The organism is Hydrocarboniphaga effusa AP103, from assembly GCF_000271305.1.
Classification (GTDB): domain Bacteria; phylum Pseudomonadota; class Gammaproteobacteria; order Nevskiales; family Nevskiaceae; genus Hydrocarboniphaga; species Hydrocarboniphaga effusa.
The window spans coordinates 2383712-2402932 of the sequence record NZ_AKGD01000001.1 but is presented as its reverse complement, the minus strand read 5'-3'; the positions used below and the strand labels follow the sequence as shown (position 1 = coordinate 2402932).

Sequence of the window (19221 nt, the reverse complement as noted above, 5' to 3'; positions counted from 1 at the left end):
GCACTCGCAACGAAATCAGGGCGAATTCTTCTTGAAGAACTTGCGATAGATCGGCATGCCGATCGCCGCGAGGCCGACCAGAATCAGCTTGAAGAATTTGGCAAAGAAAGCCGCCGCCACCGCGAACAAGCCGGCTTTCTTGAGCAGCGCGCCACCGACGAGCGCGCCGATGCCGTAGGCCGCGATCTTGTCGGTCGAAGCCGAGAAATCCGCATAGCTGCGGCCCTGGTTGAACTCCACCGCGGCGAGCAGCTGGCGCGCGATCGGCTTCTCGGCTTCGATCGCCGCCTTGGAGGTAATGAAGTTCAGCGAGATGTAGCCTTCGCGTCCGAGCACATAGGTGTTGTAGTTGACGCCATCGTCGGCACTCGCCGCGGCGCCCTTGTCCTTGATGCCGACCGACCACACGAGTCGATGCGTCGCCGCGTCGTAGGCGGGCGACTCCACCCAACCGGTCACCTCGATCGGCTGCGCACCGTGCTGCTGGCGAAATTCGTTGCCGTGCTCGGTGCCCTTCTTGAGATTGTCGAGCAGCTCGTCCGCATTCCAGTTCTTGGCTTCCTCGTCTTCGATGTAACCGTCGCCGGTGTAATCGAGCGTGGCGAACCAGTGCTGCTCCTCGTCCGCGATCGGAAACACCAGGCCGATGAAGTCGTCGCCGGTCTGGTTGCCCATCATGTTCATGACCACGATGGATTGCTCGCGCGGAACGAAGCCGAAGCCCTCGGGCAGATGCAGCGTGGCTTCGCTCTTGAGCGGCACATCACTCGGCCCGCGCTGCATGGCCATGTTGGCGGCCCGCCAGGCCGCCGCGGCGGGATCGGACTGCTGCGTCTGTTCCTGCGCCTGGGCGCAGCCGGCGAACACCAGCGCGACCACGGCGCAGGCCCGCACGAATTCACGAATCATCTGAAAACCCCCATTCGAAAAAAGCCACCGATATGCGCGGCCACGCGAGCATCACGCTTCCCCTTCGCGTGACGACCGCCTGAGTCACCCAAGCCGCGTAGCGAGTCTGCCTGCCGCAGACGAGCGCTCGCAAGGACGCAGCGCACATGACCACTGGGCGGCTCGCCGCGCACGCTGGATACGAACCGGGGTCTCGGCAGACTGGCGCTATGCTAGTGAAGGGGAACGTCCAAATAACGAATCTTCGGAAAGAGCCTTTTCACGGGGAAACAAAGATCGTGGCTCATCGTCGGATGACTAATCGCGGGCTCGTTCGAGCGCTGCTGCCGCTGGCGTTGCTGCTGCACGCGGCAAGCGCGGCCGCGGACTGGAGTTGCAGCAAGCGGCTGCCGAGCGGCGAATGTCTCGGGCCCGCCACACTGAGCGAAGGCGGCGAGCGTCTGAGCGGATTGCGAGCACTGATCGCTCCGCCGGAAGTGGTCTGGCTCGGCAAGCTCACGCGCACCGAAAATTCCGGCCTGCGCAGCGAATGCAGCTATGCGCCGAGCGGGCGCTGCGAAGGCCAGCTCACCACGTTCTTCCCGGATGGCAAGCGCAAGATCGAGTCGCTGCGCATCCAGTCGGGCATCGACGAATACGAAGGCATCTCGGTCACGATCCATCCCGACGGTCGCAAGCTCGAGTGCGTGGTCGACGCGACGGGCGCCTGCAACGGCGAAGCGGTGATGCGCCTGCCATCGAAAGAGATTCTGCACGGCATCCTGCGTACGCAGGGCTACGACATGCAGTGGGTCGGCACCGGCCGCTGGATTTTCGCCGGCGGTGAGATCAAGGACTGCGTACTCGGTCCGGAAGGCGAGTGTCGCGCGGGACCGGTGGTGTTCTGGAGCCGCGACGCCAAGCTCGTCGGCACGCTCGACGCCAACGGCGATCTGTCTGGCCCGATGACCACTTACGACCATCGCGGCCAGCAGAAATCCTGCGCCTCGGCGACGCCGACCGGATGCAAGGTCGCCGAGGTGGTCAGCGCCAAAGCGCCCGCGGGCGCAGCGGAAAAGCCGCGCCCGCGACAGTACGGTCCACAGCGCTCGCAGGAGATCATCGCCTCGCTCGGCAAGACCGCGAACGTGGTGATCGGACCGCCGCTCGACAGCGCCGAGATTCGCTATCAGTTTATGGCCTGCGGTGACGACATCCGCGTCGCGTACACGCTCGCGCGTGCGGCGAGCCGCACGGTGCCGCTCAAAGGACGGGTGTTCAATCGCGGCGCGCTGATCGGCTCGTTCGACGATCCACGCGCCGCCAAGTTCGCGGTGCCCCAGCTTTCGTGCAAGGGCGCACAGACGCGCACCGTCGGCTCGCTCAAGCAGCATCAGCAGGATCTGGTGCAATACACGTTTTCGGACGGCAGTGAAGCCTGGTCGATGGACGACCGGATCCGTCGCTTTCTGAATCAGCTCACGATCAAGGTGTTGCCGGTCGTGGGCCCGCAAATCACCGCGGCCGTCGCCCTGCCGATCGCGATTCCGATTCCGATCTCGTCTCCGCAGCCCGCAGCGGTCGCACCGGCTGTGGTGGCGGCACTGCCTGTTCCGGCGGCACCTGCCACACCACCGAAACCGGCCGCGGTCCTTGCTCAGGTCGTTGCGCCCGGCCCCGCTGCGGTCGCGGCGACGCCATCGCGTGCCACACCTTCGATGTCCAGTGCCGCAACGGCGGCGACGCCATCGCCCACGCTGCTGCGCTTCGGCCAATGGACGAGCCTCAGCCCCGACCAGCCCATTGTTTACCGGGTCGCGAAGATCGCGCAGAACGGCGAGCTCGCGACACTGCGATATCAATTGCGCATCGATCACGGCGCGAGCACGGCCTGCCGGAAGGCGCAGTGCGAGGGCTATTGGATCGCGGCCTACAGCTTCGATCCGGACAGCCGCGCGAAGCGTTCGCGCAGCCTGTTGCTGCCCGCTACGTTCACCGGCATCTACGACTACCCCGACCTCATCAAGGTGTACTTCAAAAGCTTCTCCACGCATCGCGCGTTCTGGGACGGCGCGCGCGGCCTGCCGATGGTCGAGCCCTTGCGCAAGCCGGATCCCATCCTGATGCCGCTGTTGCAAGGCTGCGTCGATGCCAGGCTCGGCGCGACGAATCGAAGCAGCCGTTGCGCGGAGCTCGATCCGGCCAGAGTCGAAGTCGTCGGGCGCTGAGCCCTGGCACGCGGCGCTTCGCTAAGCCTGAGCCTCACCGCCCATCGCCGCGCAGCTGCTGGCGCAGCGGCGGCAGGCGTCGGCGCAATCTTGCATGTCGTCGATCGCGCCGCAGTCTTCGGCGCAGGCGGCGCAGACTTTCGCGCAGGCCGCGCAGACGTGTCGATGCTGCTCCAGGCCGCTGAGCATGAACTGCGCAGCAGTGCGGCACAGCACGGCGCAGTTGAGCATCAGGGCCAGATGCGGATAGCGCACATGCGCCCCTCCCTTCTCGAGGCAATGCGTGGTCGCCATGCGCCAGCAGATCTCGGCGCAGGCCGAGCAGGCGTCGATGCAGTCCTGCATCGACGAAGCTGAATGAAGCTGCGAATTGGATGTGGCCATGCGAATTCTCCGTGTCAGAGGGGACGGCGCTACCGCCGTCAATCCAACTCAGCAAACCACGGTCCTGCATCGCGTCCGCAATTGCGATGACCAACGGCGGGTACGGCGGTTGCGGTCATCCGGTTCTCTTCACATTTCCGGAGAATCCGCATGAAGGCCGTCGTATTCCGGGCATCGGGGACCTTCGCGTCGAAGACGTGCCCGAGCCCACCATCCAGCATCCCACCGACGCCATCGTGCGCCTGACCTCCTCGGCGATCTGCGGCACCGATCTGCACTTCGTGCGCGGAACCTGGCTCGAGACCGCAGGCTCGGCATCAGCAGCGCCGAGCGCAGGCAAAGCCGAGCCGACATCGACACCCCCGTGATCGCGGCGGGCGCCGATGCCTGGCAATCCGGCCGCGTGATCCAGTTCGCCGATCCGACCGGAGCGCAGCACCAGCACGTGCCCGCAGCGCAGCCGCCGGCCGAGCGGAACGCGACGTCGAGTGTGGGGCGCGAGCCTTGAAGTCCAGTCACTAAGCGATCGGCAACTTCCCGCAAGCCCGTTCGCGCAAAGCGCAGGTCGAGGCCTCGGTCTTCTGCAAGGCTGAGGCCTAGTCTCGATTGCCGCTTTCAGATCGGGCGCCGCAGGCATCGGCGGTGCAGTCGCCCGCTTCGGTCACATGAGATCCGGCTGCGGCCTGCCGCAGCGCGAGCACATCGACCGCCTCGGCGACGAGGCTTGCGATCTGCGCGCCGAGAAGCAAATCGCCGACCTGCCCGAAGTGCTCGTGCCGTATCCGGCCCTGCGCATCGATGAGGATCAAGGTTGGTGTGCCCTGCATGCCGTAGGCGCGCATGGTCTCCGGAATTCCGGTTGCGCGCGGCCGATCGACGCCGACCGGGAATCCGATTCGATACTCATGCAGAAACGCCGCAAGTGAAGTCGGCGTCATCGCAGCATGGTGTTCGAACACCGTATGCAGGCCGATCACCGCAACCTGCGCAGGCGAGAAAGTCTGATGCACCCGCTGAGCCTGGGGCAAGCCGTGGGACACGCATCCCGGACACAGCATCTGGAAGGCCTCCAGCACGATCACTTTTCCACGCAGGCTGGCGAGCGTCGGCGGCGTGCGTGCATTGAACCACTGGTCGACCTGCCACTCCGGCGCGTCTCGGTACGAACTCGACATGATGCTCTCCTTGTAAGAGCCGGCCGAATGGAACGACCGGCTCAGTGCTGACCACGGCCGTCGAAACTGGCCGCATCGACCACACCGGCACCGCCGAAGGGAACGCGGACTTCCGCGGTCTCTCCGGAAAACGCCGGATCCCAGTCCGTCTCGCATCAGCCCTGGACATCGCTACCGCGGCGGCGGCAACTTGAACTGCACGATATTCCAGCGGCTGACCTGCTCTTCCCACTCGTCGCCCTTGGCCGGCGTGATCGGCAAGGCCAGGTTGACCACGATCATTCGCTCGCCGGGAACAGCAGCCCTAGCGGAGAGTCGTCATCGGCGATACCCAGAAACTCGCCGGCACGCACGGCTTGTCTCCCGCTTTCGTCCAGGCCGACGACGACGTCGGCCTGGTTGGCCGCAATCCAGAACAGGCCGGCGTGGTGGCGCAGGCCGTCGGCGCCCGGCAGGCTTTCCGCGACGATGCCGACGCGGCCCGACGGCAGCGGCATCTTCAGCAGGCGACCGTCGCCCGCAGCACGGCGGCCAGGAGGTCACCCTGTTCTCGGTCATCACCAATCTTTTGCACTTCGGCATGACCATCGTCGGCCTTCCATACAGTCATCAAGGGCAGATGAGTCTCGATGAAATCGTCGGCGGCAGCCCCTATGGGGCGACGACCATCGCAGGAGGACAGGGGCAACGCGCACCGAGCGCCATCGAGCTGGACGGCGCACGTCACCAGGGCCGCCTGATCGCAGAGACGGCAACCAAGCTCAAGCGGAACTGATCACCGCATGTCGTTCACGCCCATCCACTCGCCCCACGCTTCGACTGTCATGAACGGATCGCCAAGAGTCCATGCTTCTGTCAGGTCGTACGAAGTTCAGCCCAAACCGGCCAGTCCGCCTTTCCTATCAATTTTCCGTTCTCGTACCGAGCGACCAATCGGTATGGATGTTTCGCGGAGCTGTTGTCGTAGGCAATCCCCTCGTTGGCAATACGCAGCGCTTCCGCCACCAAGGGCCATAGTCGCGGGAAGCGCTCACGTTGCTTCTCGACCGGCACGTCATGCCCGCCATGAAGAACCCGCGCTTCGACGCGCCGCATCGACAGCGCCAAAGGCACCAGAATCACGTGGACGATCACGAGAAAGCCCGCGCCCTGTGCCTGGCGGATCAGTTCGACCTTGGACGGATGTGAAAAGACGGTCTCGGCGATAAAGGATCGCCGTTGCACGATCATCTCGTCACGGCGTTGCTCGGCGATCTTTGCCGCCTCATAGGAGCGATCTCGGTCCGAGCCCGGCCAGAGTTGCCGCGCGATGACATCCGCGTTGATGAAGGGCAGCCCCGTGACGGGCCCCAGCACCTGTTCATAGAAAGTGGTCTTTCCTGATCCGTTGGGACCGGCGAGCAGATGCAGCAGCGGCACTATCGAGCGTTCCGCTTGGAGCGAACGCCTCCCGGATTACGGACGACTACGCCACCCTCTGCGTCCAGTTCGACGATTTCGCGGCCTTGTTCCGCCAACACTCGATCCAGACGCAGGCCGGCACGAGCGGCGTCGATGCGCTCGGCCCAGTTCGCCCGAACGATGGCCTGCTCCTGGGTGCTGAGATCGTCGTAGCCGCCCCTGCCTTCGAGAACGGCTTGCACGGCGCTTACTGTGACGCCGGGGCTGCGCTCCAACTCCCTGCCGATGCGCGCCCAATGAGCAATCTGCTGCGAAAGGCTACGGCTCATACTTTTAGCGGTCGACTTCGCCGAAGCGGCAAGCTCCTGATCGAGGCGCATTGGGCTGTTGGGGGCGGGCATGGCAGACTCTGGGCACGTCGGTGTAGCAGAATGCTACATCACTTCAGCATCTGCTGGAGACCAGCCGCCCAATGCCATCAGAAGTCGATCCCCGATATCCGATCGCGCGATTCAGGGCATATGCATGTTGACGCGCGCCGGCGATTGACCATCCTGCGCGTTGAATGCTGGACCATAGGTGGCCGCCATTATCTGTATAGCTGTCAACGGTCTATGGGTCGCGCTGGTGCTCAAGCCCGGCCTCGCAATAGCATGCGTAACTGATCAATCCCGCACAAGCAGCAACAAACGGCTGCAGAAGGTGATCGACGCCTACAACTCCGGCGCCACTGCGACCGAGAGCTACTACGACGAGCTGACCGCCTACGCCCAGGAACTGAAGGAAGAGGCCGAACGGCACATCCGTGAGGGTCTGACTGAGGACGAACTGGAGCTATTCGACCTGCTCAAGAAGGATTCACTGACGCAGGACGAAACCCAGCGCGTAAAGCTGGCGGCCAAGCACCTGCTGAAGCGCCTGGTGGAGGAGGAGCCCAAGGTGCTGATCCAGAACTGGCATCAGAGCGCCCAAACCAAGGAGCAGGTCCGCGCAGAGATCGCGCGGGTCCTTGACGAAGATCTTCCAAATTCTTACGAGCGCGCGATCTTCAAGCAGAAGTGCGACAACGTGTTCGATCTGGCTCTGGGCTACGCGATGGGCGGCAGGAGATGGGCCGCAGCGTAGCGGCGGAATGTTCTCGACTACGCCAAAACTGCTCAGGCAGTTATATCAACCTGCGGTCAGAGCTGCCCCACAGAAAGCCACAACCCGAGCCCGCGCGCTGCTAAGCCCGTCCAGTTCACGACTTTAATTGCTAGTTCACGACTTTAATAACCAGTTCACGACTTTAATTGTCGAGAACAATCGCGTCGCCGCCGTTCTTGTCCATGCACCCATCAAGGCGATGAACGCCTTGCCTGTGCCACTGGGCCTTCTTTCGTTCGACCCCGCAGTGTTGTCTAGGGTCGAAGCTTTCCTCAAACAGAGGGCGAGTGTTGCAGGTCTTCTCTAGCTAGGTGCGGTTTTTAACCCAAGTTTCTCCTTGCTGCCCCTTCCGTTCGCCGGTCCGAGAGTCCCGGGCATCTGTTACGGGCTTTACCAAAAGTTACGGGTTTTACTAATACGATCACATCGCCTAAAGCGCAGCAGCCGCTCACTCCACCGTCACGCTCTTGGCCAGATTGCGCGGCTGGTCGACGTCGGTGCCACGCAGCACTGCGACGTGATACGCGAGCAGCTGCAGCGGCACCGTGTACACGAGCGGTGATTGGATCGCTTCGATGTGCTCGGGCATCAGCATCACTTCGACGCCGTCTTCGGCCTTGAAGCCGGTGTTGGGATCGGCGAAGACGAACAGCTGGCCGCCGCGGGCGCGCACTTCCTGCAGGTTGCTCTTGAGCTTTTCGAGCAGCGCGTTGTTCGGCGCGACCGCGATCACCGGCATGTCCGCGTCGACCAGCGCGAGCGGGCCATGCTTGAGTTCGCCGGCCGGATACGCCTCGGCATGGATGTACGAGATCTCCTTGAGCTTGAGCGCGCCTTCGAGCGCGACCGGATAGGTCGGCCCGCGGCCGAGAAACAGCGCGTGGCGCTTGTCGGCGAAGTGCTTGGCCCACTCCTTGATCTGCGGCTCGAGCTTGAGCGTGTGCTCGACGATCTCGGGCACGTGCGCGATCTGCTTGACGAAGGCCGCTTCGGTCATCGCGTCCATGCCGTTGTGGCGTGCGAGCACGATGCCGAGCAGCGACAGCGCCGCGAGCTGCGTGGTGAACGCCTTGGTCGAGGCGACACCGATCTCGGGACCCGCGCGCGTCATCAGCGTGAGATCGGCTTCGCGCACGAGTGAGGATTCGGGCACGTTGCAGATCGCGCAGGTGGCCAGATAGCCGAGCTTGCGCGCCTCACGCAACGCGGCGAGCGTGTCGGCGGTTTCGCCCGATTGCGAGATCGCGACGAACAAGGTGTCGGCCGGCACCACCGGATCGCGATAGCGATATTCGCTCGCCACTTCGACCGTGCACGGCAGCTTGGCGCCCTGCTCGACGTAGTAACGCGCGATCAGACCGGCGTGATAGCTGGTGCCGCAGGCGACGATGTGCACGTTGCGCACGCGCGGCAATATGGCCTGCGCCTTCGGGCCCATCGCGGCTTCGAGCACGCTCTTGCCGGTGATGCGCTCGGCGAGCGTGTCGGCGATCGCGCGCGGTTGCTCGTAGATTTCCTTGAGCATGTAGTGCGCGTATTCACCGCGCTCGACGCTGTCGGCCGACAAGGTCGATTCACGCAACGCACGTTCGGCCGGCTTGCCGCTCGCATCGAAGATGCGGATGCCGGACTGGCGCACTTCGGCGACATCGCCTTCTTCGAGAAACTGAAAGCGGCGCGTGACCGGCAGCAGCGCCTGCACGTCGGAGGCGACGTAGTTTTCGTTGTCGCCATGACCGACGACGACCGGGCAACCCATGCGCGCCGCGACCACGCAGTCGGGATCACGCGCGGCGACCGCGACGATCGCGTAGGCGCCGTGCAGGCGCTTCACCGCGGTCTGCATCGCGGCGAGCAGCGAGCCGCTCTGCTTCAGGCATTCGTTGACCAGATGCACGACGACTTCGGTATCGGTCTCGCTCGTGAAGTGGTAGCCCTTGGCGCGCAGCTCGCTGCGCAGCTCGTCGTGGTTCTCGATGATGCCGTTGTGGACGAGCGCCACCTGGTCTTCCGAAAAATGCGGATGCGCGTTGCGCTCCGACGGCACGCCGTGCGTGGCCCAGCGCGTGTGCGCGATGCCGCGCAGGCCGGAGATCGGCTGCTGTGCGATGCCATCGGCGAGCTGCTGCACCTTGCCTTGCGCGCGACGGCGATCGAGCTGCCCGCTTTGCGTCAGCAGCGCGACGCCGGCGGAGTCGTAGCCGCGATATTCGAGGCGGCGCAACCCCTCGACGAGAATGGGCGTGACATCACGAGCGGCGACGGCGCCGACGATTCCGCACATGGTCTTCCTGGGGAATTTGTTGGAGTGACAGTGTACCGGCCCCGCCGGAACGAGGTTCGGCCCGGACGCAGGCGCCCTTCAGGCCTTCGCGCTGGGGCGCTCGGCGATGCGATCGCGATAGGCCTGCAGGTTCGCGAAACCCTCGTTTGCCGGCACGAACTTGAGCAGCCCGCGCACGAACTCGAGTGCGCAGAAAGCGGTGATGTCGGCCGCTGTGAATCGGTCGCCGGCGACGTAGGCCTGCTTGCCGAGCAGCGTCTCGTACCAGGCCGCACTGCGGCGCAGCTTGTCGATCTGCGTGCGACCGAAATCGGCCAGCTGCGGCTGCTCGATGCTCGCGAAACCCGGATGCGAATGGCGCACCGCATTCATCGCATGCACGAGCAGAAAGAACTCGGCCTGGCGATCGGCCATTTCGATGAAGGCGCGCTCCTCGCCGTCGCGGCCGAACAGGTTCGGCTCCGGATGGCGGCTTTCGAGATAGCTGCAGATCGCCCGGCTTTCGGACAGCCGGCGACCATCGTCGAGTTCGAGCACGGGCAGCTGCGGCGTCGGCGCCACCTCGCAAACCGGCGAGCGCGCGTGCTCCTGCTTGCCAAAATCGAGCAGCACGACTTCGATATCCCGAATGCCCTTTTCGGCCAGGAACAGCTGCACACGGCGTGGATTGGGAGCGAGCTTGGCGGTGTAAAGCTTCATGGGTTCTCCTTCATTGCTGATGTGCCGAATTTCATCGACGCGGCGCTTTATTTCTTCTTCATCGGCCGCTTCCAGCCCGGCACGGTTTTCTGCCCGCGAGCGCGGCAGATCGTGAGCTGGTCCGGCGGCGCGGTCTGCGTGATGGTCGATCCCGCCGCGATGAAGGCACGGTCGCCGATCGTCACCGGTGCGACGAGCTGCGTATCGGTGCCGATGAAGGCGCCGTCGCCGATCACGGTCTCGTGCTTGTTGGCGCCGTCGTAGTTGCAGGTGATGACGCCGGCACTGATGTTCACGTCGGAGCCGACGCGCGCATCGCCGACGTAGGCCAGGTGCCCGGCCTTGGTCGCCTTGCCGAGCCGGCCCTTCTTCACTTCGACGAAGTTGCCGATATGCACTTCGTCGTCGAAATGGCTGTCCGGACGCACGCGCGAGAACGGTCCGATGCGACAGGCCTCGCCGGCATCGAGGCCTTCGAGCACGCAGTGCGAGAGCACTTCGGTGTTCGCGCCCAGGCTGACGTTGCGCAGCACCGTATAGGCGCCGATGCGCACGCCGTCGCCGAGCGAAACCTGGCCTTCGACGACGACGCCGACGTCGATGAACACGTCGCGCCCGGTCGACAGCGTTCCGCGCAGATCGAAGCGCAACGGGTCGGCGAACTGCACGCCGGCGCGCATGAGCTGATTCGCCTGCTGCTTCTGGAAGAAGCGCTCGGCGCGCGCGAGCTGCAGGCGATCGTTGACGCCTTCGACGGCTTCCGCATCGAGCGCTTCGACCGTACGCACTTCGACGCCTTCGGCGACTGCGAGCGCGACGACGTCGGTGAGGTAGAACTCGCCCTTGGCGTTCTCGTTGCGCACCTGCGCGATCCAGCGTTTGAGGCTGCCGGCCGGCGCCGCGAGCAGGCCGGTATTGATCTCGTCGATCGCTTTCTGCTGCGGCGAGGCGTCGTTTTCTTCGACGATGCCGAAGACGCGTCCGAAGCTGCGCAGGATGCGACCGTAGCCGGTCGGGTTGGCGAGCTTGACGGTGACGAGCGCGAGGCCCGCTTCTGCCGCGTCGACGAGCCCAGCCAACGTCTGCGGCGGAATCAGCGGCACGTCGCCGTAGAGCACGACCACGAGCGCATCGTCGGCGATGCCCGGCAGCGCCTGGGCGACCGCGTGCGCGGTGCCGAGCTGCTCGGTCTGCTCGGCGATGCTCGGCGATGCTCCTTCGCGCTTGCGCAGCCATTGCTGCACCACCTCGGCGCCGTGACCGAGCACGAGATGGCATTGCGCCCCGCTGGCCTGGGCGAGATCCAGCACGTGATCGAGCATCGGGCGACCGCCGACGGTATGCAGCACCTTGGGCAGCGCGCTGTTCATGCGGGTGCCGCGGCCGGCGGCGAGGATGATGGCGTGAAGGCTCATGACGGCGTTCGGTAGCGGCTCGGCTGTGCAGTTTAGGCGTTCTGACGTCGGAGTCGCCCGCTGTTCGGGTAGTTCTGCGGTTGGCGGGCGCTTGAATTTTATTTCGCTAGCGAAATATATTGCGCCGTCAATCTTCAGGAGGACGCCATGTCCGCGACATCCGCACACCAATCGAATCAGGCCCCGATCCGGTTTAAAGCCGGCGACGGCTACCGGCTCGCCGGCACGCTGTACCCGGCGCAAGGGCGGCGACCCGGGCAGGCGGTCACGGCAGCCGTCGTGATTCATCCGGCCACCGCCGTGCCGCAGCGGCTTTACCAGCCCTTCGCCGAGTTCCTCGCGAGCTGCGGCTATGCGGTGTTGACCTATGACTATCGCGGCATCGGCAGCTCTGCTCCGGCATCGCTGCGCGGCTTTTCCGCGAGCATGCGCGACTGGATGGAGCTCGACGTCGCCGCCGCCACGCAGGTGCTGCGCGAACACTTTCCGGGCGCGAGCCTGCTGGCGGTCGGCCACAGCGTCGGCGGCCACGCACTGGGGATCAGCGAGGCGACGCATCAGCTGCGGGCGGCATTGATCGTCGCCGCGCATGCGGGCTACACGGGATTCATCGAACAGTCCGTGGAGCGCTGGCGCGTCGGTGCAATGATGCGCCACGTCGGTCCGTGGTGCTGTCGCCTGCTCGGCTACATGCCCGGCAGCAAGCTCGGGCTCGGCGAAGACCTGCCGGCCGGCGTCATGCGCCAGTGGGCGCGCTGGACTCGGCTTCCGAATTACTTCTTCGACGATCCGCAGCTGGGCGCCGTCCAGCGCTTTGCGCAAAAGCGCCTGCCACTGCTCGTGCTCGGCTTCGACGACGACCCGTGGGCCACGCGCCGGGCCATCAGCGCGATGATGCGGCACTACAGCCATTGCCCGATCGAGCACCGGCAGATCGCGCCGGCAACCGTCGGGCTGGACGCCATCGGGCACATGGGCTTTTTCCGCCGCGCCTCGGCGAGGAAGCTCTGGCCGATGGCGGAAGCCTGGCTACGGGCTCAAGTGAGCGAGCGCAACGCCGCCTGATCCTGCTTGCGCTCGAAACCCGGCTATCGGGACCGTGCGCCAAGCCCGATAGCCAATTTGCGGTTCATGGCGGCGATTTATGATCGGAGCCGTCACCCCAGCCTTCCCGTCCATGAAAGCATCCGCCGACAAGCGTCTCGTCTATTTGCTCAACGTCGGGCAACGCCGCTTGAATCGCTGGATCGAAGCCCGGTTCGGAGCCGAAGGCGGTGCGTCGGTTGCGCAGGGGGGAGCCTTGTTTTTCCTGTCCAAAAACGACGGCGCCCTGATCGGTGAGATTTCCGCCGCGCTCGATCTCGCCCCGTCGGCGATGACCGGTCTGGCGGATCGCATGGTTAGGGCCGGGCTCATCGAGCGCCGTCGCGACGAAAAGGACGCGCGCTCGATGCGCGTCTACATCACCGAGGCCGGGCGCGAAGCGCTCAAACAGGTCAATCGCGGGCTCGGGGCGATCAACCTGCGGCTTGCCGAAGGCTTCAGCGAAAGCGAGCTCGAAGTGGTCGCGCGCTGGCTCGCGAGCCTGCAGACCAAGTTTCGCGACTAGCGACGCGGTCCGACCTGCACCGCAAATGAAAAAGCCCCGGAAATCCGGGGCCTTTTCGTTGCACGGGGCGGTGAAGCTCAGTGCGTGATGTTGTGCAGCTTGCGGGCGAACTCGAGGCGCGCGGCGGCTTCGACGAGCTCCTGCTGGGCCTTGGCCAGATCGGTGCTGGTCTTGGCGCCGGCGAGCTTCTCTTCGGCTTCCTGCTTGGCCTTGAGCGCGGCGGCTTCGTCGGCGTCCTTGCTGTGCAGGGCGCTGTCGGCGAGCACGGTCACGAGATGCGGCTGCACCTCGAGAATGCCACCGGTGACGAAGAACGCGAGCTCCTGGCCCGACGTCGTGCGCACGCGCACGGTGCCCGGCTTGAGGCGAGTCAGCAGCGGAGAGTGACGCGGCGCAATGCCGACTTCACCCATCTCGGCCGGAGCGAAGACCATCGCCGCCTCGCCCTTGTGGATGTGGCCTTCGGCGCTGACGATGTCGACTTGGAGTTGTGCCATTTCGATTCCCCGACTGCCTTAGGCAGCGAGCTTGGCGCCCTTCTCGACCGCTTCGTCGATGGTGCCGACCATGTAGAACGCCTGCTCGGGCAGGTGGTCATAAGCGCCGTCCACGATGCCGCGGAAGCCGCGGATGGTTTCCTTCAGCGACACGTACTTGCCCGGCGAACCCGTGAAGATCTCGGCGACGTGGAAGGGCTGCGACAGGAAGCGCTGGATCTTGCGGGCGCGCGACACGATCTTCTTGTCGTCTTCCGACAGTTCGTCCATGCCGAGGATCGCGATGATGTCCTTCAGTTCCTTGTAGCGCTGCAGCAGGCCCTGCACGTCGCGGGCGGTGCCGTAGTGCTCTTCGCCGATCACGTTCGGATCGAGCTGGCGCGAGGTGGAGTCGAGTGGATCGACGGCCGGGTAGATACCCAGCGAGGCGATGTCACGCGACAGCACGACGGTGGAGTCCAAATGCGCGAAGGTGGTGGCCGGCGACGGATCGGTCAGGTCGTCCGCGGGCACATACACGGCCTGGATCGAGGTGATCGAGCCCTTCTTGGTGGAGGTGATGCGCTCCTGCAGCTGGCCCATTTCCTCGGCCAGCGTCGGCTGGTAACCCACCGCCGACGGCATACGGCCGAGCAGCGCCGACACTTCGGTACCGGCCAGCGTGTAGCGGTAGATGTTGTCGACGAAGAACAGGATGTCACGGCCTTCGTCGCGGAAGTATTCGGCCATGGTCAGGCCGGTCAGCGCCACGCGCAGACGGTTGCCCGGCGGCTCGTTCATCTGGCCGTACACCATCGCGACCTTGGAGTTGCCGAGGTTCTTCTCGTCGACGACGCCCGATTCCATCATTTCGTGATAGAAGTCGTTGCCCTCACGGGTACGCTCACCCACGCCGGCGAACACGGACAGACCCGAGTGCGCCTTCGCGATATTGTTGATGAGCTCCATCATGTTGACGGTCTTGCCCACGCCGGCGCCGCCGAACAGGCCCACTTTGCCGCCCTTGGCGAACGGGCACAGCAGATCGATGACCTTGATGCCCGTTTCGAGCAGCTCGGTCGAACCGGCCTGGTCTTCGTACGTCGGCGCTTCGCGGTGAATCGCCCAGTGGCTCTGCGCTTCGACCGGACCGACTTCGTCGATCGGCTCGCCGAGCACGTTCATGATGCGGCCGAGCGTGGCCGGACCGACCGGCACCGAGATCGGCGCGCCGGTGTTGACGGCTTCGAGGCCGCGCTTGAGGCCTTCGGACGAACCCAGCGCGATCGCGCGGACGACGCCGTCGCCGAGCTGCTGCTGCACTTCGAGCGTGAGCTCGGTGCCCGTGACCTTCAGCGCGTCATAGACCTTGGGAATGGCTTCGCGGGGAAACTCGACGTCGACGACTGCGCCGATGATTTGAACGATCTTGCCGGTGCTCATGGCTGTTCTCTGATGTCCTGATACGTGTTGACTTAACCGACCGCGGCCGCGCCGCCGACGATTTCCGCGAGTTCCTTGGTGATGCTGGCCTGGCGCGCCTTGTTGTAGGCGAGCTGCAGCCCCTGAATGATCTTGCCGGCGTTGTCGCTGGCGGCCTTCATCGCGACCATGCGCGCGGATTGCTCCGACGCCGCGTTCTCGATGACGGCCTGGTACACCTGCGACTCGAGATAGCGCAGCAGCACGCTGTCGAGCAGCTCGGGCGCGCTGGGCTCGTAGATGTAGTCCCAGCTCTTGAGCAGGCCTTCGGCCGGCGTGGCCTCGATCGGCAGCAGCTGCTGCACGGTCGGCTTCTGCGTCATCGTGTTGACGAAGCTCGCGTAGACCACATAGACGCGATCGACGCCGCCGTCACGGAACGCGTCGACGAGCACCTTGATGCTGCCGACCAGCTGTTCGAGTGTCGGCTTGTCGCCGAGGTTCGACGCGGTGGCCACCACCTTGCCGCCGATGCGCTTGAAGAAGCCGATGCCCTTGTTGCCGACGATCGCCAGCTCGGCATCGACGCCCTTGTCCTTCCACTCCTTGATCGAGCGGACGGTGGCGCGGAAGGTATTGATGTTGAGGCCGCCGGCCAGACCACGGTCGGTCGATACGATCAGATAGGCCACCTTCTTGACCGGCCTATCGACCATGAACGGATGGCGATATTCCGGATTGGCGTTGGCCAAGTGGCTCATCGTGCGGCGAATCGCTTCCGCGTACGGGCGCGCGGCGCTCATGCGCTCCTGCGCCCGGCGCATCTTCGACATCGCCACCTTTTCCATCGCACGCGTGATCTTCTGCGTGTTCTTCACGCTTTTGATCTTGGTGCGGATTTCCTTAGCGCCGGCCATCGTTACTCCTGGGCAGCGTGCATCTTGCGCACGACGTAATCGTTCGCATGGCGAAGCACGCTAAGATCTCTCTTGATCTTGGTGCGGGACTTACCATTGGCGCCTGCCATCGTTCTATCCCGGCGTTAGATCGCGGACTGCTTGACGTAGGCTTCGATGGCCGACTTCAGTTCGGCTTCGAGATCGTTGTTCCAGTCGCCCTTCTCGTTGAGCTTGGCGACGAGTGAGGCGTAGCTCGCATCGAGGAACTGGTGCAGACCGGACTCCCAGGCCAGCACCTTGTCGACCGGCACCTTGTCGATGAAGCTCTTTTCCACCGCGTAGAGCGAAGCGGCCATGTGCGCGACCGACAGCGGCGCGTACTGCTTCTGCTTCATGAGCTCGGTGACGCGCTGGCCGCGCTCGAGCTGCGCACGGGTGGCGGCGTCGAGGTCGGAAGCGAACTGGGCGAAGGCCGCGAGTTCACGATACTGCGCAAGGTTGGTACGGATGCCGCCCGAGAGCTTCTTGATGACCTTGGTCTGCGCAGCACCACCAACGCGCGACACCGAGATACCGGCGTTCATGGCGGGGCGGATACCGGCATTGAACATGTCGGTTTCGAGGAAGATCTGGCCGTCGGTGATCGAGATCACGTTGGTCGGCACGAAGGCGGACACGTCGCCGGCCTGCGTTTCGATGATCGGCAGCGCGGTCAGCGAGCCGGTCTTGCCCTTCACGGCACCATTGGTCATCTTCTCGACGTACTCGGCGTTCACGCGAGCGGCGCGCTCGAGCAGACGGGAGTGGAGATAGAACACGTCGCCAGGGAAGGCTTCGCGGCCCGGCGGACGGCGCAGCAGCAGCGAAACCTGGCGATACGCGACGGCCTGCTTGGAGAGATCGTCGTAGATGATCAGCGCGTCTTCGCCCTTGTCGCGGAAGTATTCGCCCATCGAGCAGCCGGAATAAGGCGCGATGTACTGCAGCGCGGCGGATTCGGAAGCCGAGGCGGCGACGACCGTGGTGTATTCCATCGCACCGAACTGCTCGAGCTTGCGCACGACGTTGGCGATCGAGCTGGCCTTCTGGCCGATCGCGACGTAGATGCACTTAACGCCCGAGGTCTTCTGGTTGATGATGGTGTCGATGCAGAGCGCGGTCTTGCCGGTCTGGCGGTCACCGATCACGAGCTCGCGCTGGCCGCGGCCGATCGGCACCATCGCGTCGACGGCCTTGTAGCCGGTTTGCACGGGCTGGTCGACCGACTTGCGCGCGATCACGCCCGGGGCGATCTTTTCGATCGGGCTGTAGCCGGCGGCCGTGATGGCGCCCTTGCCGTCGATCGGCTGGCCGAGCGCGTTGACGACGCGGCCGAGCAGGCCTTCGCCGACCGGCACTTCGAGGATGCGGCCGGTGGTCTTCACCGTGTCGCCTTCCTTGAGGTGCTTGTAGTCGCCCAGGACCACGGCGCCGACGGAGTCGCGCTCGAGGTTCAGCGCGAGGCCGAAGCTGTTGCCCGGGAACTCGAGCATTTCACCCTGCAGCGCGTCCGACAGGCCGTGGATGCGCACGATGCCGTCCTGCAGCGACACGATGGTGCCGGTGTTGCGGGCCTCGGTGGCCGCATCGAAGTTCTGGATGCGTGCCTTGATCAGGTCGCTGATTTCGGAAGGGTTGAGTTGCATGTCGATTCCTGCTGGTTCCTAGAGACGCGCGAGGCGCATCGTGTCGGCATCTTTTGCCGGATGAGCTCATGCCCGTCCGGTCCATCGTTTGCTGCTCCGGGCGCCCGCTTTCGCGAGGCGCCCGGCCCTTCTTGTGACTTACTTTTCGAGCGAGCTCTTGAGCCGTTCCAGCTCGCCGCTGACCGAACCGTCGATGACGAGATCGCCTGCGCGGATCACCGCACCCGCGATGAGGCTCTCGTCGACCTTCCAGTCGATCGCGACCTGCCGGTTCAGCCGGCTGCCGACGGCCTTGGCGAGCTGAGCCTGCTGCGCATCCGGAACCGATGCGGCCGACGTGATTTCCACATCGACCCGCGTTTCGGCTTCGGCACGCAGCGCCTCGAACTGCTCGGCGATCAGCGGCACCAGCTTGAGACGACCGTTCTCGGCGAGCAGCCGGACGAAGCCCTGGCCTTCACGGCCGATGGACTCGCCCAACGAAGCCGACAGCGCATCCGCGAGCGCCTGACGGGTCACCTTGGGGTGGCCGATCATGGCGGCGACATCGGGTGCGGTCACCGCGGCCGACAGCGCCGCGAGGCGATCGGTCCAGGCCTTGAGGCTGCCCGACTCCCTGGCCAGTTCGAAAACGGCCTTGGCGTAAGGGCGAGCCAGCGTCTGCAGTTCAGCCATGACGTTCTCGATAGCCTTTAGCTTAGATGCGGCCGGCCAGGTCTTGCAGGATGTCGGCGTGCGCCTGGGCGTTGACTTCGCGCTTGAGGATGCGCGCGGCACCCAGCACGGCGAGATCAGCCACTTCCTTGCGCAGCGCTTCCTTGGCTTGCGTGACCTGGCTTGCCACTTCGGCCTGCGCGCTCGCCTTGATGCGATCGGCTTCGGCAGCGGCGGTGCCCTTGGCGGCTTCGACCATCTGCGTGGCCTGCTTGTTGGCGGCCGCGATGATGTCCTGGGCCTGCGCACGCGCCGCCTTCAGTTCGGCATCGCTCTTGGCAGAGGCTTCCTTGAGCGAAGCGGCGCCGCGCTCGGCTGCGGCCAGACCTTCAGCGATCTTCGCACGACGCTCTTCGAGCGCCTTGGTGATCGGCGGCCACACGAACTTCATCGTGAACCAGACGAAGATGAAGAACACGATCATCTGGCCGATGATGGACGGGATACTCGCTTGCATCGCGGTTCTCTTTTAAGGAGTCGGTCGAACTTGAACTGAAGATGCCGGCGGCGTCTTACTGCTGCAGGGCGGCGAGCAGCGGGTTCGCGAACATCATCAGCAGGCCCATGGCGACGCCGATGATCGCGATGGCGTCGAGCAGGCCGGCGATGATGAACATGCGGGTCTGCAGCATGTTGGCGAGTTCCGGCTGGCGGGCAGCGCCTTCCAGGAACTTGCCGCCCAGCAGGCCGAAGCCGATGGCGGTGCCGAGAGCCGCCAGGCCGAAGATCAGGCCGATGGTGATGGCGGTGTTGGCTTGGATTGCAGCGATCAGCTCCATGGGGTACTCCGTTCTCT

The 19221-nt window shown here is 64.8% G+C and carries 20 protein-coding genes and 2 pseudogenes; 6 read left to right on the top strand and 16 right to left on the bottom strand.

Annotated elements, in window-relative coordinates:
* Positions 1-15: 15 nt before the first annotated feature.
* Positions 16-909: a DUF2167 domain-containing protein gene (locus tag WQQ_RS10600; protein ID WP_007185155.1), complete on the bottom strand. Its 894-nt coding sequence runs from the start codon at positions 907-909 to the stop codon at positions 16-18.
* A 293-nt stretch (positions 910-1202) separates the two neighbouring features.
* Here WQQ_RS10600 and WQQ_RS10595 point away from each other — a divergent pair, with 293 nt between their 5' ends.
* A complete protein-coding gene (locus tag WQQ_RS10595) occupies positions 1203-3116 on the top strand; it encodes a hypothetical protein (RefSeq protein ID WP_007185154.1) in 1914 nt (637 codons plus the stop codon).
* Positions 3117-3137: 21 nt separating this feature from the next.
* Here the strand turns inward: WQQ_RS10595 and WQQ_RS10590 are convergent, their stop codons facing one another.
* Positions 3138-3500: a four-helix bundle copper-binding protein gene (locus WQQ_RS10590; protein ID WP_007185153.1), complete on the bottom strand. Its 363-nt coding sequence runs from the start codon at positions 3498-3500 to the stop codon at positions 3138-3140.
* 150 nt (positions 3501-3650) lie between these two features.
* Between WQQ_RS10590 and WQQ_RS25255 the strand changes: the two are divergent.
* Positions 3651-3793: pseudogene (locus WQQ_RS25255) on the top strand (glutathione-dependent formaldehyde dehydrogenase); the annotation flags it as partial.
* A gap of 303 nt (positions 3794-4096) precedes the next feature.
* Here WQQ_RS25255 and WQQ_RS10580 read toward each other — a convergent pair.
* The gene (locus WQQ_RS10580; RefSeq protein WP_007185150.1) at positions 4097-4675 is read right to left on the bottom strand and encodes a redoxin domain-containing protein; all 579 of its coding nucleotides are present in this window, start codon (positions 4673-4675) and stop codon (positions 4097-4099) included.
* 278 nt (positions 4676-4953) lie between these two features.
* A complete protein-coding gene (locus WQQ_RS24650) occupies positions 4954-5172 on the bottom strand; it encodes a hypothetical protein (protein ID WP_007185148.1) in 219 nt (72 codons plus the stop codon).
* A 23-nt stretch (positions 5173-5195) separates the two neighbouring features.
* On the opposite strand from WQQ_RS24650, the pseudogene WQQ_RS10575 reads away from it, so the two are divergent.
* Positions 5196-5450: pseudogene (locus tag WQQ_RS10575) on the top strand (NADPH-dependent FMN reductase family protein); the annotation flags it as partial.
* Between the two features lie 80 nt (positions 5451-5530).
* Here WQQ_RS10575 and WQQ_RS10570 read toward each other — a convergent pair.
* On the bottom strand, positions 5531-6094 hold the full coding sequence (locus WQQ_RS10570) for an ATPase (protein ID WP_007185146.1): 564 nt from the start codon (positions 6092-6094) through the stop codon (positions 5531-5533).
* A complete protein-coding gene (locus WQQ_RS10565) occupies positions 6094-6477 on the bottom strand; it encodes a TA system antitoxin ParD family protein (RefSeq protein WP_202800622.1) in 384 nt (127 codons plus the stop codon). The genes WQQ_RS10570 and WQQ_RS10565 overlap by 1 nt, the downstream gene beginning before the upstream one ends.
* Positions 6478-6655: 178 nt before the next feature.
* Here WQQ_RS10565 and WQQ_RS10560 point away from each other — a divergent pair, with 178 nt between their 5' ends.
* Complete coding sequence (locus WQQ_RS10560; protein WP_040453385.1) at positions 6656-7201, top strand: type I restriction enzyme endonuclease domain-containing protein; 546 nt, start codon at positions 6656-6658, stop codon at positions 7199-7201.
* 469 nt (positions 7202-7670) lie between these two features.
* On the opposite strand, the gene glmS is transcribed toward WQQ_RS10560, so the two are convergent.
* The 3 genes from glmS to glmU all read right to left on the bottom strand — a co-directional run bounded on the left by glmS (position 7671) and on the right by glmU (position 11620).
* The gene (gene glmS / locus WQQ_RS10555; RefSeq protein WP_007185144.1) at positions 7671-9506 is read right to left on the bottom strand and encodes a glutamine--fructose-6-phosphate transaminase (isomerizing); all 1836 of its coding nucleotides are present in this window, start codon (positions 9504-9506) and stop codon (positions 7671-7673) included.
* Between the two features lie 78 nt (positions 9507-9584).
* Entirely contained in the window at positions 9585-10205 is a 621-nt protein-coding gene (locus WQQ_RS10550) for a glutathione S-transferase family protein (RefSeq protein WP_007185143.1), read from the bottom strand.
* Between the two features lie 47 nt (positions 10206-10252).
* Positions 10253-11620: a bifunctional UDP-N-acetylglucosamine diphosphorylase/glucosamine-1-phosphate N-acetyltransferase GlmU gene (glmU, locus tag WQQ_RS10545; RefSeq protein ID WP_007185142.1), complete on the bottom strand. Its 1368-nt coding sequence runs from the start codon at positions 11618-11620 to the stop codon at positions 10253-10255.
* Between the two features lie 147 nt (positions 11621-11767).
* Between glmU and WQQ_RS10540 the strand changes: the two genes are divergently transcribed.
* Complete coding sequence (locus WQQ_RS10540; RefSeq protein WP_007185141.1) at positions 11768-12685, top strand: alpha/beta hydrolase family protein; 918 nt, start codon at positions 11768-11770, stop codon at positions 12683-12685.
* Positions 12686-12797: 112 nt separating this feature from the next.
* Complete coding sequence (locus WQQ_RS10535) at positions 12798-13229, top strand: MarR family winged helix-turn-helix transcriptional regulator (protein WP_040453383.1); 432 nt, start codon at positions 12798-12800, stop codon at positions 13227-13229.
* 77 nt (positions 13230-13306) lie between these two features.
* On the opposite strand, the gene WQQ_RS10530 is transcribed toward WQQ_RS10535, so the two are convergent.
* The 7 genes from WQQ_RS10530 to atpE form a co-directional block, all read right to left on the bottom strand.
* Positions 13307-13726 (bottom strand): F0F1 ATP synthase subunit epsilon, encoded by a 420-nt coding sequence (locus tag WQQ_RS10530; RefSeq protein WP_007185139.1) that lies wholly within the window; start codon positions 13724-13726, stop codon positions 13307-13309.
* 18 nt (positions 13727-13744) lie between these two features.
* Positions 13745-15148: a F0F1 ATP synthase subunit beta gene (gene atpD, locus WQQ_RS10525; RefSeq protein ID WP_007185138.1), complete on the bottom strand. Its 1404-nt coding sequence runs from the start codon at positions 15146-15148 to the stop codon at positions 13745-13747.
* A 32-nt stretch (positions 15149-15180) separates the two neighbouring features.
* A complete protein-coding gene (gene atpG / locus WQQ_RS10520; RefSeq protein ID WP_007185137.1) occupies positions 15181-16044 on the bottom strand; it encodes a F0F1 ATP synthase subunit gamma in 864 nt (287 codons plus the stop codon).
* 125 nt (positions 16045-16169) lie between these two features.
* Positions 16170-17711, bottom strand: coding sequence for a F0F1 ATP synthase subunit alpha (gene atpA, locus WQQ_RS10515; protein WP_007185136.1), 1542 nt, complete (start codon positions 17709-17711; stop codon positions 16170-16172).
* A 138-nt stretch (positions 17712-17849) separates the two neighbouring features.
* On the bottom strand, positions 17850-18386 hold the full coding sequence (locus tag WQQ_RS10510) for a F0F1 ATP synthase subunit delta (RefSeq protein WP_007185135.1): 537 nt from the start codon (positions 18384-18386) through the stop codon (positions 17850-17852).
* Between the two features lie 22 nt (positions 18387-18408).
* Positions 18409-18882, bottom strand: a complete 474-nt coding sequence (locus WQQ_RS10505) for a F0F1 ATP synthase subunit B (protein ID WP_007185134.1) — start codon at positions 18880-18882, stop codon at positions 18409-18411.
* Positions 18883-18937: 55 nt separating this feature from the next.
* Complete coding sequence (atpE, locus tag WQQ_RS10500; protein ID WP_007185133.1) at positions 18938-19204, bottom strand: F0F1 ATP synthase subunit C; 267 nt, start codon at positions 19202-19204, stop codon at positions 18938-18940.
* Positions 19205-19221: the final 17 nt, after the last annotated feature.

Excerpts from the sequence above, each read along its gene's own strand:
- WQQ_RS10600 (WP_007185155.1), bottom strand. The coding sequence starts at position 909 with ATGATTCGTGAATTCGTGCGGGCCTGCGCCGTGGTCGCGCTGGTGTTC.
- WQQ_RS10595 (WP_007185154.1), top strand. The coding sequence starts at position 1,203 with ATGACTAATCGCGGGCTCGTTCGAGCGCTGCTGCCGCTGGCGTTGCTG.
- WQQ_RS10590 (WP_007185153.1), bottom strand. The coding sequence starts at position 3,500 with ATGGCCACATCCAATTCGCAGCTTCATTCAGCTTCGTCGATGCAGGAC.
- WQQ_RS10580 (WP_007185150.1), bottom strand. The coding sequence starts at position 4,675 with ATGTCGAGTTCGTACCGAGACGCGCCGGAGTGGCAGGTCGACCAGTGG.
- WQQ_RS24650 (WP_007185148.1), bottom strand. The coding sequence starts at position 5,172 with ATGCCGCTGCCGTCGGGCCGCGTCGGCATCGTCGCGGAAAGCCTGCCG.
- WQQ_RS10565 (WP_202800622.1), bottom strand. The coding sequence starts at position 6,477 with ATGCCCGCCCCCAACAGCCCAATGCGCCTCGATCAGGAGCTTGCCGCT.
- glmS (WP_007185144.1), bottom strand. The coding sequence starts at position 9,506 with ATGTGCGGAATCGTCGGCGCCGTCGCCGCTCGTGATGTCACGCCCATT.
- WQQ_RS10550 (WP_007185143.1), bottom strand. The coding sequence starts at position 10,205 with ATGAAGCTTTACACCGCCAAGCTCGCTCCCAATCCACGCCGTGTGCAG.
- glmU (WP_007185142.1), bottom strand. The coding sequence starts at position 11,620 with ATGAGCCTTCACGCCATCATCCTCGCCGCCGGCCGCGGCACCCGCATG.
- WQQ_RS10540 (WP_007185141.1), top strand. The coding sequence starts at position 11,768 with ATGTCCGCGACATCCGCACACCAATCGAATCAGGCCCCGATCCGGTTT.
- WQQ_RS10535 (WP_040453383.1), top strand. The coding sequence starts at position 12,798 with ATGAAAGCATCCGCCGACAAGCGTCTCGTCTATTTGCTCAACGTCGGG.
- WQQ_RS10530 (WP_007185139.1), bottom strand. The coding sequence starts at position 13,726 with ATGGCACAACTCCAAGTCGACATCGTCAGCGCCGAAGGCCACATCCAC.
- atpD (WP_007185138.1), bottom strand. The coding sequence starts at position 15,148 with ATGAGCACCGGCAAGATCGTTCAAATCATCGGCGCAGTCGTCGACGTC.
- atpG (WP_007185137.1), bottom strand. The coding sequence starts at position 16,044 with ATGGCCGGCGCTAAGGAAATCCGCACCAAGATCAAAAGCGTGAAGAAC.
- atpA (WP_007185136.1), bottom strand. The coding sequence starts at position 17,711 with ATGCAACTCAACCCTTCCGAAATCAGCGACCTGATCAAGGCACGCATC.
- WQQ_RS10510 (WP_007185135.1), bottom strand. The coding sequence starts at position 18,386 with ATGGCTGAACTGCAGACGCTGGCTCGCCCTTACGCCAAGGCCGTTTTC.
- WQQ_RS10505 (WP_007185134.1), bottom strand. The coding sequence starts at position 18,882 with ATGCAAGCGAGTATCCCGTCCATCATCGGCCAGATGATCGTGTTCTTC.
- atpE (WP_007185133.1), bottom strand. The coding sequence starts at position 19,204 with ATGGAGCTGATCGCTGCAATCCAAGCCAACACCGCCATCACCATCGGC.